Genomic DNA, 15,423 nt, shown 5'->3' on the forward strand with positions numbered 1-15,423 from the left:
GCCGATCTCCGTTCACAGTGTTCCGACCCGCATGCCGCCATCCATGGGGATCACCGCGGCATTGAGATAATTGGTTTTGCAGGTGGCGAGGAAAGTCACGACTTCCGCCACATCCTCAGGCGTGCCCCAGCGCCCGACCGGCACGATGGAGCGCACCAGACGTTCATCGGCCACCGTGTCGTTGATGCCTTCCTGCTCGAAAGGCTTCGACATGTTGGTCTTGCAGATGCCCGGCGCAATCGCCGTGACGCTGATGTTGAACTGCCCGAGTTCCTGCGCCCAGGATTCCGAAGCCTTGATGAGACCGGCCTTGGAGGCGGCATAAGCCGCCCCGCCCCCTGCCCCCCAGATGCCCGCAATCGAGGCGATGTTGATGACGCGCCCGTAACGCTGGCGCACCATCGAGCGTGTGAAAACACCGGTGCAGTTGAACGCGCCCGCAAGGTTGACGTCGATGACCTTGCGGGACTGCGTCTGGCTGCGATCGTTGACGCAATAGGTGCGGTCGAGAATGCCGGCATTGTTGACCAGCACGGTCACCGGCAGTCCCATTTTATCGGCAATGGCGCCGGACGCCTGCTCGACGCTGCCATGGTCCGTCACATCCATGGCGAAAATGCCGAGGCGCTCGGAATTTCCCGTCTCCTGCGCGAGGCGTTGCAGCGCGGCGACGTCGATATCCGTCGCCGCCACCGCATAACCCACCTCCAGCAGGGATTGGGTAATGGCGGCGCCGAAGCCGCCAGAAGCACCGGTAACGACCGCGATTTGCTGGCTCACGCGACTTCCTCATCCTTGAAGGCGATTTCCATGACCTTGCGGGCATTGACGAGCGCATCGGAAATGCGCTCCTCGAAGAAATGCACGTCGTCCTGGTTCATCAGGAGGTTGGAATAGATGCGCGACAGCGGCGAGAACTGGATGCCGTGGCGCTTGCTCACCTCGCGGATGATGATGTCGCAGAATTTCACCTTGTGCGAATAGCCTTCGGAACGATCCACCGGCTCTTCCTGCGAGTGATAGACCAGCGCCGTCGGCATGCCCTGAATGACGAGCGGCATGCCGGCGGCCTTGGCCGCGCGAGTGAAAACGCCCGAAATCTGCTCGGTGTAGCGGCGCATCCGGTCGTAGCAACCGGGGTCCTTTTCGACGATATCGAAAGTCGCCTTGATTGCGGCGAGACCCAGCGGATAACCGTTGAAAGTGCCGGCATGGATGACCTTGCCGCGCGTATAAAGGTCCATGATATCGCGCCGGCCGGCGATGGCGGAAATCGGCATCGATCCGCCGCCGAGGGCCTTGCCGAAGGTGGCGAGATGCGGGGTGACGCCCAGAATATCCTGCGCGCCGCCGAGACCAAGACGCACGCCGGTGATGATCTCGTCGAAGATCAGCACGATATTATGCTCTTCGCACAGTTCCTTGGTCCGTTCCAGATACCCTTCGACCGGGAAGATGCCGCCGCCATTGATGCAGATCGGCTCCATAAGCACGGCGGCGATTTCGTTGCCGTAGCGGCGGATGGTGGCTTCCAGCGCGTCGATATCGTTCCACGGCAGCATGAAGCTCTGGCTTTCCAGCACGCCTTCGGCACGGCCGAGCGTATCGAGCATGTCGCCCTGGTATTTTTCCGGCACGGGAAAATCGAGATTGTCCTTCTTGCGGAAACCCATGACGTTGTCGGCATTGCCGTGATAATGGCCATGGAAGCGGATGAAACGGTTCTTGCCGGTAAAGCCGCGCGCCAGCCGCAGCGCATTCTGCACCGCCTCCGTGCCGCTCAGGCAAAAGCGCACCATCTCGGCGCAGGGAATATGCTTGATCATCAGTTCCGCCACCTCGATCTCCAGATCGCAGGTATCGACGGAGGTGACCTTTTCCATGTAGCGGATGAGCGCCTCATTATAAGCCTCGTTGTGGTGGCCGACGAAAAGCGCGCCGAATTTGCAGAACAGGTCCAGATGTTCGTTGCCGTCCAGATCCCATACACGGGAATTGCGGCCCTTGTTGAAAGGCACCACGAAGGCGCGCTCGGCATCGCCGAAATTGTAGTGGGTGCCGCCCGGCATCAGTTCCCAGAGGCGCTTGTAGAAATCGCGCGAAATCTTCAGCGTCAGCTTGCTGTCTGTATCCGTGATCATGGCTGTGCTTTCTCCAGTTAGGCCGGCTATGCTGCCGGGACGGTTCCGATTGGCAGGGAGGAATTGGCTGAGGACGGCATGAGGTGCGGCGCGAAATTGTCCGCCCAGGGCCGGTAGCGATAAAGCGCTTCTGGCACCGGCATGCCCGCATGTTTGAGGGCGGAAAGCCGCGCCAGATAGGCCGCATTGCGCATCAGAAGGTCGGCGATCACGACGACGGAGCGGCTTTCGACCGTCTCATAGGGACTGCCGCGCAGCCATTCGTTGATCGCGCCCATGGCGGGGCCGCACCAGATCTGATAGTCGACCGCGCGGGTTTTCTCGCCGGCAATGGCCCAGCGGGACGATTGGCCGAGATACCACTGGAAGACCAGCGCCATGCGCTTCTTCGGATGCGCTTCGGCCGCTTCCACAATTTTAGTGTTGCCGCGCGCCTTGAAAAACTGCCGTGTCTCCTCCCAGACCTGCGGCAGCGACTTCTGGAAAATCACGCTTTCCAGACTGGCGATCTCGGCGGCCGGAATATCTTCGAGGCCGTCATATTGCTTGTAGAGATTGTAGAGCTTCTGCGCCCGCATGGCATACATGGTGCCGCCCTTCAGCACCTGCACCCTGGCGCCGATCTCGAACATGTCGGCGGAGGGCGCCATCGCCACATCGTCCGTTTTCGCGCGTCCGAGCAGCGTCTTCACCTGCGGCGAGGTGCCTGCCTCCATGCAGGCCTGATTGATCGAACCGGTGCAGACATAGGCCGCACCCATGGCGAAGGTCGCGTAAACCGCCTGCGGATTGCCAATGCCGCCCGCCGCACCGATACGAATGCAGAAGGCTTCGCCGCGGGCTTCGGCGATCTCATCGCGCAGCGCCGCAATGGAAGGAAAGGCGCAGCTCAGCACGCCATTATCGGTATGGCCGCCGGAATTTGCCTCGACGGTGATGTCGTCGGCCATCGGCACCTCGCCCGCCATCGCCGCCTGTTCAGTGGAGATAACGCCGTCCTCAACCAGCCTCGCCAACATTTTTTCCGGAGCCGGATGGATGAAATGCTGCGCCACCTCGCGCCGCGAAACCTTGGCGATGATGCGGTGGCGGATGTCGATGCCCCCCTGCCCGTTTCGGAAAAGCCCGGACGCCCGCCAGTAAATGATGGCCGGCGACAGGTTCATATAGGCCGAGGCTTCCACCACCCTGACGCCATGGCGGATGCACAGGCGCACCACATCCATCTCCCATTCGGCATCGCCGGGATTGTGCAGGAGATTGACACCCCACGGACCCTGCGGCAGCGCTGAGCCGATACGCGCCAGCGCCGATGCGACACGCTCGCGGCCGAGCCCGCCCGCGCCGAGAAAGCCGAGAAGCCCCTGCCGCCAAGCGCGACCACCATGTCTTCGGAATTGATGCCATTCGCCATCGCGCCGGCGTAATAGGCCATGCGCACGCCGTAATCGTGAAGGAAAGCCGGATCGCCGAGCTGCTGCGGCTCCAGCGCCGGCACCATGCCCTCGCATGCCTCAGCGTCGACGCAGGCCGTTTCAAGCCCCAGCCGGTCGCCGGCATTCACCACATAGAGCCGCCGGCCGAGATCGGCGAGAAGCCGGCCGGTCGTCTCGATGGAAGCGGCGCTATCCGCGTGTTTTCGCCATGCCCGCAGAAGCGGTGTGGAATTGATGTGCAGGTTCTCGTTCATGCTGCGGCCACCCATGATGATTGGTCGTTGCGGCGACGGGAAAAACCGGCGCCGAGATTGTCGCAAATGCCGATGACATTATCCTTGTGGATGATCTCGGCGACGAAGACGAAGGATGCAGCCTCCAGTGTCACGCCGTCCTCGCCATAGGCGACGTCGATCGACTTGCAGGTCAGGCGGTAGCGCAGCGTATCGCGCTGCGGCTTCACCTCGCCGCGGAACTTGGCGCTGTACTGGTGATCGGTCAGCGTGTGGCCATCGAGGCCGGGAGCCGAATACAGCCCGAGATAGGCAAGATAGAATTTGAGGAGCTGTTCGCAGCCTTCCACCAGAAGCGTTCCGGGCACGCAGGGGTCGTTCTTGAAATGCGCCTTGAAGGCCCAGTGATCGGGATCGATATCCCGCTCGCCCACCACCACACCGAGGCCGAACGCCCCGCCTTTGGGATCGACGGACACCACGCGATCGAGCATTCTCGCCATCGGCGTCCACAATTTCGGCGGAACGGCGTCAGTCCTGTAGTCCGGGCCGAAGCAGCCGGCTGGATCGCCCGCACCCAGCGCCTCGACCTCGGCCTCGGCGAAATGCTGTTTCGCGCAGGTGAGAAGCGGCGTGAACGGGCTTCGCGCCGTGCCGTCATTCTTGAGGTAAGGCGCCGGATCGACCCCCTTGGAACGCTCCAGATCGCGCGGCAGGAAGAAGCCGGAATTCGCTTCCAGACGGAAGACGGGCCGCTCATCCGCAAGGCACCAATATTCATAGGAGACCAGAATATTGCGCCCCACCTTGAGGAAGGACTTGATATCCACCCGCCCGCGCAGCAATTCGCCCGGCGCGCGGCATTTCGCCATAAACGAAGGTGCGGCTGTCCACGGCGCGGTAGCGCAATTCGTCCCGGAAGAGCTGGTCGCAACCGATGAGCGTAAAGGCGACGATCATCGCATGGGAAGATTCCAGCGCCACGAAAGCCGGAACCTTGCCCTCGCACATGAACCAGGCATCGTCAGGCAGATCGAGTTCCCATTCGATGCGGCACGGCTCCAGCGCGCCGGCTTTCGCGGTCGTACCGGTGATGCGCGACGCGAACATATAGGGCGGCGACGGCATGCGCGTGCGGATCGCGTAGCTATCGGCCAGCGCATAATCCGGCCCGAGCACACGGCTCACCGAACCGTCGGTCAGCTCTATCAATTGCGCTTCGTTAAACAGGGCGGGACGCGCCGGTATAACCGTTTCACTGGCCATCGTATGGCGCAGGCGACGATAAAACGCCTGTTCGGTCTCCATGAACCGCAGATTGGTGCGGGCATTGCGGACCGCCTGCCGCTGCTGCCAGTCCAGCGGCAGGCGTTGGAGGCAGTCGGTGACCGGATTGGGGAAAGATTCGGCCACCACTGCCGGGGACGGCCGAAGCGGCGTCCCGAACCGTGATTTTTGAAAGAGAGCGATATTGGCGGGATCAAGAATGATCTCGGGGATGGTGCGTTCCCGTCCGGTGAAAACCCTGACCAGCAGCGGATCGGCCGCCGGCGTCTGCACCGATGGGCGCGTGGCATGCGGCCGCGCCACGGCCGGGCTTTCCAGCACGATATGCGCATAGGCCCGGTCGACACCCATGCCGCTGATGGCCGCCAGCTGCCGCTCGTTCGCGGATCGCGGCGACAGGCCATAATGCAGAACCAGCGCCGCATTGATGAGGCTGAGTATGCCGGACGCCGCACCGAGATGTCCGTAATTATTCTTGGAACTTCCCGTCGCAACGGCCGCGCCATAAACCTCTGCCAGCCCATCCGCCTCGACGCGCGCTTCCGCGTCATGCGCCATGCTGTAGCGCTCAATATAGCTGATATCCGCAGGCGCGACGTCGGCTTTTTGCAGGCAGGCCTCAGCCGTGCGGGCCACCGCATCCGCCGAGGGCCGGAAGGTCACGCCAGGGTTCGTATCGTGCTGGATTTCAAGCCCGCGCAGGCGCGCATAGGCCCGGCCAACCGCCCCGCTCCTGGCCTTTTCCAGCATCAGCACGCCGCAGCCCTCGCCCACGGGCTGGCTGCGATGGGGCGTGGCATAGACCATGTTTTCGAGCCCGCCATCGCAGGCGCTGCTCGCCAGAATGACCGCGTCGACCATATTTTCGGAAAGCATGTAGCGCGCCAGTTGCAGCCCCTTGAAAGCCGAGCTTTCATGCGAGCAGAGCGCGAAGGCCGGTCCGTCGAGCCGAAGATGCGCGGCGACGCGGCTTGCGACGATATTGCCGACCCCGCCGGTAATGCCTTCGGCGAAGGGTTCGGGGAACAGGCTGTCCTTGACGATGCCCTGCAGCGCCTGTATCTGCGCGGCAGAAAGTGCGACGCCGCAGCGCTCGAGGCTGTCGCGCAATTGCCAGCCGATCTCGTTACGCGCCTGATAGCGCAGGCAGCTATGATCGACATCCCTTGCGACGATCACCGCAATATTGCGTCTCTGCCCGTCCAGCGCATAACCCGCATCGAGAAACGCCCGCTCTGCCACGGGCAGCAGGAAGGCATGGGCGAGAAGATGATTGCCGATGACCTTGGGCGGCAGCTTGAAATGGCGGCAATCAAAATCGAAGCTCTCGATATAGCCGCCCTTCGGCGCTTCTTCCATGCCGCCGATGGCGAGAATATCGCGGCGCTGTTCGAGGCCGAGCCAGCGCGTGCGCGGCAGGGGCTGGAACCATTGGCGTCCGGTGGCGATGGTCTCGCGGAAGGTTTCCACATTGTCGGTCCCCGGCAGAGCCATGGCGATGCCGACAATATCCAGTTCGGCCGGGGCAGCAATCGGGGTGGTGGCAACTGCCGGAGCGGCTTCGCCCGGCAACATGTTCGCGCAGCACCATATGCCCGTTGACCCCGCCGAAACCGAAGGCGTTGATACCGGCGCGGCGCGGTTTCCCGCCCCTCGCCCAGGGCCGGTTTTCACGCACGATATGATCGCGGTTGACGAGGCCCTTCGGCGTGGCGACGAGGTTTTCGATGTCCAGCGTCGCCGGTATCAGGTCGTGGCGCATGGCCAGCAGCACTTTCAGAAGGCTCGCCATGCCCGACGCGGTGAGACTATGACCGTTATTGGCCTTGTTCGCGCCGAGAAGCGGCAGCGAGGTTTCGCCGAAGAAGCGCTCGATGGTGGAAAGTTCCACCTGATCGCCGGCCGGTGTGCCGGTCGCATGGCATTCCAGATAGTCGATCTCAGGCGAAATGCCGGCATAGGCGCGCTGTAGCGCCAGCATCTGCCCATGGGGGTCTGGCAGCAGCATATGTTTGGCGCCGCCATCGTTGGAAACGCCGATCGCCTCGATGACGCCGTAAATCCGGTCGCCGTCGCTGAGCGCATCCTCATAACGTTTCAGCGCCACGATGCCGGCGCCCTCCCCGGCCTTCAGCCCCTGGGAGGCCCGGTCGAAGGGAACCGAGCGCCCGTCGGACGGAAACGCCTGCAATACGTTGAAGCCGTGGTCGAGATAAATATGATCGGCATGGCAGACCGCGCCGGCCAGCATCATGTCGGCGCTGCCGTCGAGAAGATAGGAACTCGCGACCCGGATCGCGTAAAGCGCCGAGGAGCAGGCCGCATCGATGGCATAGGTCGGGCCATTCAGGCCGAGCGCCAGAGCCGCGATGGTGGCGTTGTGGCTGCCGGTCATGAGGTTGAGCCCGGAAAGACCCGAAGCATCCCAATAGGAGGCGAAAGCGAAATCCGGCCTGTCGAGCAATTCCCGCAGATAGGGTTCGAGAATGCGATGATAAAAACCCGACATCAGCCGTTTGCCCGAATGGGTCGGCATGCCGATATTACCGGCGATCAGGCCGCAGCGCTGCGGCGACGCGCCGCTATCCTCAAGCGCCTGCCGTGCGGCATGCATCGTCCAGTGAAACAGCGGGTCGAGCGCGCGAAGCTCATTTGCCGACAGCCGGTAACCCTCCGCATCGAAACGGAAGTCGCGCACATGTCCATTGCGGGTATAGCAGATGTGGTCTGGCGTTCCCGCCTCGGGATGATGATAAAGGGCGGGATCGACGCCCAGTTCGACGGCGGAAAGCAGGGAGGTGCAGTCCCTGCCCTCGACCAGATTTTGCCAGTAACGGTCAGGCGAATCCGCTCCGGGAAAAACGCATCCAAGACCCGTGATCGCTATCTGTCCCATCGCCGTCGTCCTTCGTCAAATTGTGCGCAGAAGAGAGCGTTTCCGGCCTCAACGACCAGATACGGAACGCGGAAACGCGTCTCTCTGCCTGTTGTTACGGGTGCCCCGGAAAGCCTTCGCTTTTCCGAAAAATTGTCGGGCGGCTATTCGGCCGCCTCGACCTTGTCTTCACGCCCCACCAGCCGCTCGCGCAATTGCCGGGAAACGGTGAACTGGACATCCGACAGCCGGAAATAAAGCTGCCCCACCTCGTCATGCACGGCGATATCCACCAGCAGGCTTGCCTGTGTGAGGGATTTGATCGTCATCGAGAGGAAGAACTTCTCACCGAAACCCAGCGTGGCGAAACGGTCGATGCGGCCGATGGCGGAAGGCAATCCGGCATAGTCGCTGCCGAGGATCAGCCACAACCAAGGCGCCTGCATGAAGACGTCACCGAGATAGGCGTTGAAGGATGTGGTGCGGAACTGCCCCTGCATCGCCTTTTCCACCGGCGTCAGCTCGCAGGCGAGCGTCAGGCCGTGGTCGCCGCCATTCAGCACCTCCCGCAGCCCCCGGAAACTCGGACCGTGGAACAAGAGCGGGCCTTCCTGTGGCGTGCCATAGAGCGGATATCCGAGCGGCTCGTCGTCCTTGTGCAGATCGAAGGAACCGAGGCGCGGGCGAAGGCTCATTTCACGGCTCAAGACCACGGTGCCGATATAGCGATTGTGACGTTCGGAGCCCGTCCGGCTAGCAACCGAGATCGTCAGCGCATGCCGGTCGCCGGCGGCAAGGCCATGGGTTTCCGCCGCCGGTTCGATCTGCGCTTCCAGCAGGCAGGTCTCCCCGCCCTCCAGGGCGACGCCCTTTAGAACCTTGAAGCCAAGCAGGGTCTCGAAACGGTAGCCAGGCAACATGTCTTCGGCGAGCTTCACCAGCCAGCTCGCCGCAGCCGTCGCCGGCAGGACGAACCGCCCGTCGACCATATGGTCGGCAAGGAAAGGCGCGGTCGTGAGATCGACGGCACGCTCGACGATGCGTGACGCCGTTACCGTCTTGACTGTCCGCGCCACCCTGTAACTGTCGCCGCCAAGAGGATTTGCGCGCCGTCGCCGGAGCCGAATTCGTCGGCGAAGAACCGGATGCCCGTCTCCACCGGAATGATCGCCAGCCCGCGCTCGCCATAGGCTTTCTTGAGCACGTCATTGACCATGCCGCTATCCCACGGACCCCAACCGATGCTGCGCACGAAGGCGTCCGGATACTGCGCCTTGAACATATGGGCGAACTTGTTCAGCGCCTCATTGGCCATGGCATAGTCGGTCTGCCCGGCATTGCCGAAGAAACCCGAGACGGAGGAAAACAGCACCAGATGCTTTATCGCCCCCGGCTGGAGCGCCTGCATGAGATTTTGCAGGCCGCGCACCTTGGTATCGAAAACCGCGGTGAAATCCTCAGCCGTCTTTTTCTCGATGCGCTTGTCGGCCAAAAGGCCAGCGCCATGGACGATGCCGGTAACCTTGCCGAGGGTTTCCTCGACGGCGGCGACCGTGCGCTCGACATCCTTGGCGTCAGCGATATCGCAGGCGAAATAAGCCGCCTTGCCGCCAAGTTCCTCGATCTTCGCCAGCGTCTGGCGAATATGTGCCGCATGGCGCAGGCCATTCAGCATTTTTTCCACTTTTACCGGCGTCGGCTGCTCGCCTTCGGCCTTTATGGCTGCAATCGCCGCCACTTTGAGGGCCTCATCGCCCTCGATGCCCTCGGCCCATTCGGGCAGCGGCGCATCGATATCGGTGCGTCCCAGCAAAGCGAAACGGACCGGATGACGTTCTGCCAGGCCGATCACGCAATCGGCGGTAATGCCGCGCGCGCCGCCGCTGACGAGCAGCACGCTGTCCGCATCGAGCCCGGTTTCCTGCCGGGCAGCGACCGGTTCGGCACGGCCCGAGAGCGTCATACGGGATCCTTCGGAACCGCGTCCCACCTCCACCAGCGCCGTCTGCGGGTCTTCCAGCTCCTCGATGATGAGGCCGGCCGTTTCTTCGGCCGTGAGGCCCGGATCGATATCCACCCAGCGGCAAAAGACGTCTTCCCACTCGACGGCGAGCGATTTCGCCAATCCGCCGACACTTGCCCCGGCCGCGTTAAAGAGACCCCTGCCCGCCGTTCCCAGCACACCGTCATATTGGCTGACGGCAAAGAAGGTGTTGCGTCCTTCCGCATTCGTCAGTCTCGGTTGCAGGACACCGGCCAGGGTGAAAAGCGTCGCGGCGGCGTCATAACCCGCCTCGGCAAAGACCTCGCCCATCGATGCCGCACCGGTTGCGGGCTGCAGATGGATGAAGCCGCCGACGGGGCCTTCCGCCTGCTCGATTTCGGCGATCAAAGCCTCGGTGGCCGCTTTGCTGCGGTCCTGAAGACTGTAATCCCTCACACCGTCGATAGCCGTTCCGGCAGCTTGCTTTCTTTTGCCCTTTGCCGGTTTGGCCGGTGCGGACAGATGGACGCGGACGACTTTCTGCCCCTGCGCCAGCAGGCGCGCGGCCAATATCTCGCTCAATCCCTTGCCGTCATCGACAAGCAGCCAGATGCGGCCGGCGGCAAGCGAAAGCGGCATTCTGTCCGGCCGCGCGAGGTCCTGGCGCACCACAAGGTGACGATAAACGGAGGGGGCGGCGATAACCGGCTGAGCAAGAGGCGCGAATGCATCCTGCTCAGCCAAAGCTTTTTTGGCTGGGAGTCCTCGTCGCCGACGTCGGAGAGCTTCGTGGATGTCACCACGCCGAGACGCTGAAGGGTCACGACGGAAGCGCCGGCCGAGGCAGGCGCGCTGGCGGGGGCAGCAGGCTTCGGCGTTTCCGTAACGGCGGTCACGGGCGACACGCCTTTGATATCGGCCAGCAATTCGCCGATGGTGCGTAAGAAGAACTGCGTCATCTTAGCGATATTGCTCATGGTTTCGATATCGAAATTCTCGTCGTTGCGGTTCTTGTCCGCATCTTCCAGAAGCCGCGTGCCATTCGACAGGCGGTCGAACATCGCCCCGAAAATTTCCAGGCGTTTGATGGAGTCGATGCCGAGATCGGCCTCGAGATCCATCTGATCGCCGATCATGTCGACCGGATATCCCGTGCGCTCGCTGACGATTTCCGTCAATTCTCGCACCAGCCGCTCTTCGGTGATTCCTTCAAGCATCGAAATTCGCGCCTGATCTTCGGCGCTGAGAGCCCGAGCCGGCGTTACGATTTCTGCGGCGGGTATGAAGGCGGGGGACGCGCCTTTGATACCGGCGAGCAATTCGTCGACCGTGCGCAGGAAGAACTGCGTCATCTTAGCGATATTGCTCATGGTTTCGATATCGAAATTCTCGTCGTTGCGGTTCTTGTCCGCATCTTCCAGAAGCCGCGTGCCATTCGACAGACGGTCGAACATCGCGCCAAAAATCTCCAGACGCTTGATGGAGTCGATGCCGAGATCGGCCTCGAGGTCCATCTGATCGCCGATCATGTCGACCGGATATCCCGTGCGCTCGCTGACGATTTCCGTCAATTCGCGGATCAGCCGCTCTTCGGTGATTGCTTCAAGAACAGCGATCCGTGACTGATCCTCGGCGCTGAGAACCGGAGCCGATATGGCGACTGGTGCGGGCGCTGGAACGGAGATGGCCGGCAAGACCGGTTTCGGAGCGGCAATCGCCTCGACCGGAGCGGCGAGAGGCTGCGGAGCCGGGACGATAGCGGGTTTTGCTACGGCCTGGGTTGCGGGCGCAAAACTCTGCTGATGCGGCAATGCCAGCGGCTCCGCCGGCTTCGGCATTTCCAGCGTGTTCGGCAGCAGGGCCGGCATATGCGGACGGCTGCGGACCGCCTCGCCGCTCATCAGCGACATCTGGTTATCGAAGTAGCGCTCATGGTTGAGATGGTAGAGTTCCTGATTGCGCTCCAGCAATTGCAGGCTGCGGGCCAGACTTGCGGTCATGCTCTCCATCTGCGGATGGCCGTGGAACTTCTCCAGCAGGCTGTGCTGCTTGCTGACCAGAGACCCCAGCATGTCGATATAATCTTTCTGGTTGGTCTGGAACTGCTGGTGCAGCTGGCTGAGCAAATTCTGGCTTTCGATCTGCCTGTCCATCTGGTCCGGCTTCGGAATATTCTCGGATTGGCGCGTCATTGCTATCTCGATCCTGTCAGTGGCATGGGAGGACGAAGTGGGGAGAACGGGTTTGGCAACCGATGGGAAAACCGGAATGTTCTGCGTCGGTTGAGGCTCGGCCTTGGGGCCCGGATAAACAATCGGGCCGGGCATGTTTCGTGCGGTGCGCTCGGCGAGGAATTTCTCCACCACGCGCGTATCGTGGCGCAGTGCATGTTCGCGCCGCTTGCGGTTCTTCTCGGTCAGGTAAAAGCCGCCCTGAAGGGTGAAGCTGGAAGCCTGTCTGGTCGGCCGCTCCTCCGGCGGGCGCTTGCGGGCATAGGGGTCGGCGTCAGAGAGGGCAACGCCCTCCACCACCAGCTTCGCCAGCGCCCGGCGCAATTGCAGCGCTTCTTCGCCATTGGCGCTCGGATTGAGCGAAACCACCGCATGCGGCTTGCCCTTCAGAATGTCGGCGGTCAGTTTGCCGAGAATACCCTTGGGGCCGATCTCGACGAACAGATAACCACCATCGGCGTAGAGCCGCTCGATCATTTCGCGAAAACGCACTGGCTGCACGAGTTGCCCAACCAGCGCATCGCGATAATGCGCAGGGTCTTCGCCATAGGGTTCAGCCGTTGCGCTGGAATAAAGCGCGCAGCGCGGTCTTGCGAATTCGACGCCGGCAATGCCTTCACGGTAGGGATCGGCCGCATGGCTGACATAGGATGTGTGGAAGGCTGTCGAAACCGGCAGGGTCTGGCTGCGGCGGCCACGCTGCGAAAGCCAGGCATGGGCGCGCGCAATCGCCTCGGTCGAGCCGCCGAAAACAAGCTGTTCCGGCGCATTGTCATTGGCGATCACGATATCCGGGACGGCGGCAAGCAATTCCCCCGCTTCCTCATGACGCATCTGCGCGGCGAGCATCGCACCCGGATCGGCAAGACCGCTCGGCATCTCGACTGCACGGCCGCGGGCAAGCGAGGCCCGGTGAAAATCCGTATCCGAAAGCACGCCCGCCGCCCAGAGCGCGGTCAACTCGCCATAGCTGTGCCCGGCGACGAAATCAGGCGCAAAACCGAGACGTTGCACCAGCCGGAAATAGCCGGCGCTCACCGCGCCGATGGCCGGCTGGGCATTGGCGGTGCGGGTCAGTTCACGGGCCTGCGCAAAAGTTTCCTCATCGGAAAAGGCCGGCGGCGGATAAATGACAGCCGACAAAGGCGGCAGGCCAACGTCGAGCGCCACGGCATCGGCATCTTCCACCGCCTGACGCAGCTCCGGATAATCGAGGGTCACGCCCGCGCCCATATTGACATATTGCGCGCCCTGCCCCGGGAAAAGCGCGACGATACGGCCCGCGACCGGCGCTGCCTCGGGCCGGTAATAGATACCCGCCGGATGTTCGAAACCCTTGTCGGTTCCGGATTGCAGCGTGGCCAAGGCCTTGGCCAGCAGCTCGCAGGCCTCTTCCGGCGTCGCTGCGGCGAAAGCGAGACGGGCGGAGGATGGCGCAGGTGCAAGCCTGCCGCTATCTGCCAGATGGGCTTCGAAAAACGCGGCCTTCGCCTCCCCGGAAAGCTGCGAAAGAGCATCGCGGCACGCCGCCTCCAACAAAGCGGGGGTCGGTGCATGAAACGCCAGAACCTGGGCCGACCGGCTGAGCCTGTAGGCCTCTTCGCGCATTTCCGGTTCGTATTCTTCCAGAATGACGTGGAAATTGGTGCCGCCGAAACCGAAGGCGCTGAGCGCCCCGCGCCGTAATTCGCCTGCCGGCGGGCGCATCCACGGCCGCGCCAGCGTATTGACGTAGAACGGCCGGGTCAGAACCTCTGTCGGTTCTTCGACATTGATCGTCGGCGGCAGAACCTTGTGGTAAAGGCCGAGCGCCACTTTCATCATCGCCACCGCGCCGGCCGCGCAGCGCGTATGGCCGATCTGCGATTTGATACTGCCGATGGCGATGGAATGGCTCCCATCGAGCCCCTGCTCCTCGGCCAGCCTGATGAGGCTTTTGATCTCGGTCTCGTCGCCGGATTCCGTGCCGGTGCCATGCGCCTCGATCAATTGAATATCGGCCAGCGTCAATCCCGCCTGGGCATAGGCGCGCTTCAGCGCCTTCACCTGACCTTCGGAACGCGGCGCGAAAATGCTCTTGGCGCGGCCGTCGCTGGAAGCGCCAAGCGCCCGGATCACCGCATAGATGCGGTCGCCGTCGCGCTCGGCGTCCGAAAGCCGCTTCAGCACCAGATAACCGACGCCATCTCCCAGCATCATGCCATCGGATTTCTTGTCGAATGGCCGTGAGCGGTTGCTTTTCGACAAAGCGGGCGTCTTGCTGAAACACAGGAACGAGAAGATCGAATTTTCGAGATTGACGCCGCCGGTCAACACAGCGTCGCAGCTGCCGTCCGTCAATTCGCCGATGGCGGCCTTGATGGCGGCGAGACTGCTCGCGCAGGCGGCATCGACCATATAGGACGTGCCGCCGAGATCGAAATAGCTGGCGATGCGGCCGCAGGCCACATTGCCGAGAAAGCCGGGAAAACTATCCTCGTTCCATTCCAGCGACAGGCCCTGCAACCGCTCGACCGCATCTTCCGCTACCTCCGCGGACAGGCCGCTATTGAGGAGGATATTGCGCAGGAACGGGATTTGCTGACGCACCGCCAGCGAAAACGCCGTATTGCCGTTGCCGGAGCCGCCCAGAATGACGCCGATCCGGTCGCGGTCGATCTTCTCGGCCACCGCCCCCAGCAGACCGGCATCCGCCATGGCCTGTTTCGCCACATGCAGCGCGAAAAGCTGCGCCGTGCTGATCGATTGCAGCATCAGCGGCGGCAGCTTGAAACCGACGGGATCGAAATCGATCGGCGGCACGAAGCCTGCCTTGCGGCCATAGACCTTGTCGGCAGCGCGCGGATCGGGATCGTAGAAATCCTCCGGCTTCCAATATTCGACCGGATCGACCGTATCGACGTCGCGGATCGCGTCGTGACCGTTCACGATATTGGACCAGAAATCATAAAGATCGGCCGCATCGGGAAAATGGCTGGCCATGCCGACGATAGCGATATCCAGAGGCGGCGGTGTGGGAGTGTGGTTCTGCAGCATCACAATAATAGTCCTTCCCTGGGGACGGAAAGCAACGCTCCCGTCAGAGACAAGAAAAATCAGGATGTAATTCGAAAATTCCGAGGTATTGCGCGGGCATAAGCATGAATAATATCCCGATATCGGAATATTAAGTCAGTATATTCTTCAGTTAAATTCGTGCTTAAGCGTCTGCGGACGTATAAAACATATATTCATTC

Annotated in this window: 8 protein-coding genes and 1 pseudogene; all 9 read right to left on the reverse strand. The window is 62.2% G+C overall.

Annotated elements, in window-relative coordinates:
• Positions 1–12: 12 nt before the first annotated feature.
• The 9 genes and pseudogenes from O3W47_RS23255 to O3W47_RS23295 all read right to left on the reverse strand — a co-directional run bounded on the left by O3W47_RS23255 (position 13) and on the right by O3W47_RS23295 (position 15,223).
• Positions 13–780: an SDR family NAD(P)-dependent oxidoreductase gene (locus O3W47_RS23255; RefSeq protein ID WP_269314686.1), complete on the reverse strand. Its 768-nt coding sequence runs from the start codon at positions 778–780 to the stop codon at positions 13–15.
• A complete protein-coding gene (locus O3W47_RS23260; protein WP_205529895.1) occupies positions 777–2,141 on the reverse strand; it encodes an aspartate aminotransferase family protein in 1,365 nt (454 codons plus the stop codon). The genes O3W47_RS23255 and O3W47_RS23260 overlap by 4 nt, the downstream gene beginning before the upstream one ends.
• A 26-nt stretch (positions 2,142–2,167) precedes the next feature.
• Positions 2,168–3,652 carry a PfaD family polyunsaturated fatty acid/polyketide biosynthesis protein gene (locus O3W47_RS23265; protein ID WP_269314687.1) on the reverse strand — a complete coding sequence of 495 codons (1,485 nt, stop codon included), beginning with the start codon at positions 3,650–3,652 and terminating at the stop codon, positions 2,168–2,170.
• 175 nt (positions 3,653–3,827) lie between these two features.
• Positions 3,828–4,682 (reverse strand): hypothetical protein, encoded by an 855-nt coding sequence (locus tag O3W47_RS23270; RefSeq protein ID WP_269314688.1) that lies wholly within the window; start codon positions 4,680–4,682, stop codon positions 3,828–3,830.
• A complete protein-coding gene (locus tag O3W47_RS23275; protein WP_269314689.1) occupies positions 4,588–6,672 on the reverse strand; it encodes a beta-ketoacyl synthase N-terminal-like domain-containing protein in 2,085 nt (694 codons plus the stop codon). Before O3W47_RS23275 ends, O3W47_RS23270 begins: the two co-directional genes overlap by 95 nt.
• 163 nt (positions 6,673–6,835) lie before the next feature.
• Positions 6,836–7,993: pseudogene (locus O3W47_RS23280) on the reverse strand (polyketide synthase); the annotation flags it as partial.
• Positions 7,994–8,136: 143 nt separating this feature from the next.
• Entirely contained in the window at positions 8,137–9,048 is a 912-nt protein-coding gene (locus O3W47_RS23285; RefSeq protein WP_269314690.1) for a polyketide synthase dehydratase domain-containing protein, read from the reverse strand.
• On the reverse strand, positions 9,024–10,595 hold the full coding sequence (locus O3W47_RS23290; protein ID WP_269314691.1) for an SDR family NAD(P)-dependent oxidoreductase: 1,572 nt from the start codon (positions 10,593–10,595) through the stop codon (positions 9,024–9,026). Before O3W47_RS23290 ends, O3W47_RS23285 begins: the two co-directional genes overlap by 25 nt.
• Entirely contained in the window at positions 10,535–15,223 is a 4,689-nt protein-coding gene (locus tag O3W47_RS23295; RefSeq protein ID WP_269314692.1) for a type I polyketide synthase, read from the reverse strand. The genes O3W47_RS23290 and O3W47_RS23295 overlap by 61 nt, the downstream gene beginning before the upstream one ends.
• Between the last annotated feature and the right edge of the window lie 200 nt (positions 15,224–15,423).

The organism is Agrobacterium sp. LMR679, from assembly GCF_027157905.1.
Taxonomy (GTDB): Bacteria; Pseudomonadota; Alphaproteobacteria; order Rhizobiales; family Rhizobiaceae; genus Agrobacterium; species Agrobacterium leguminum.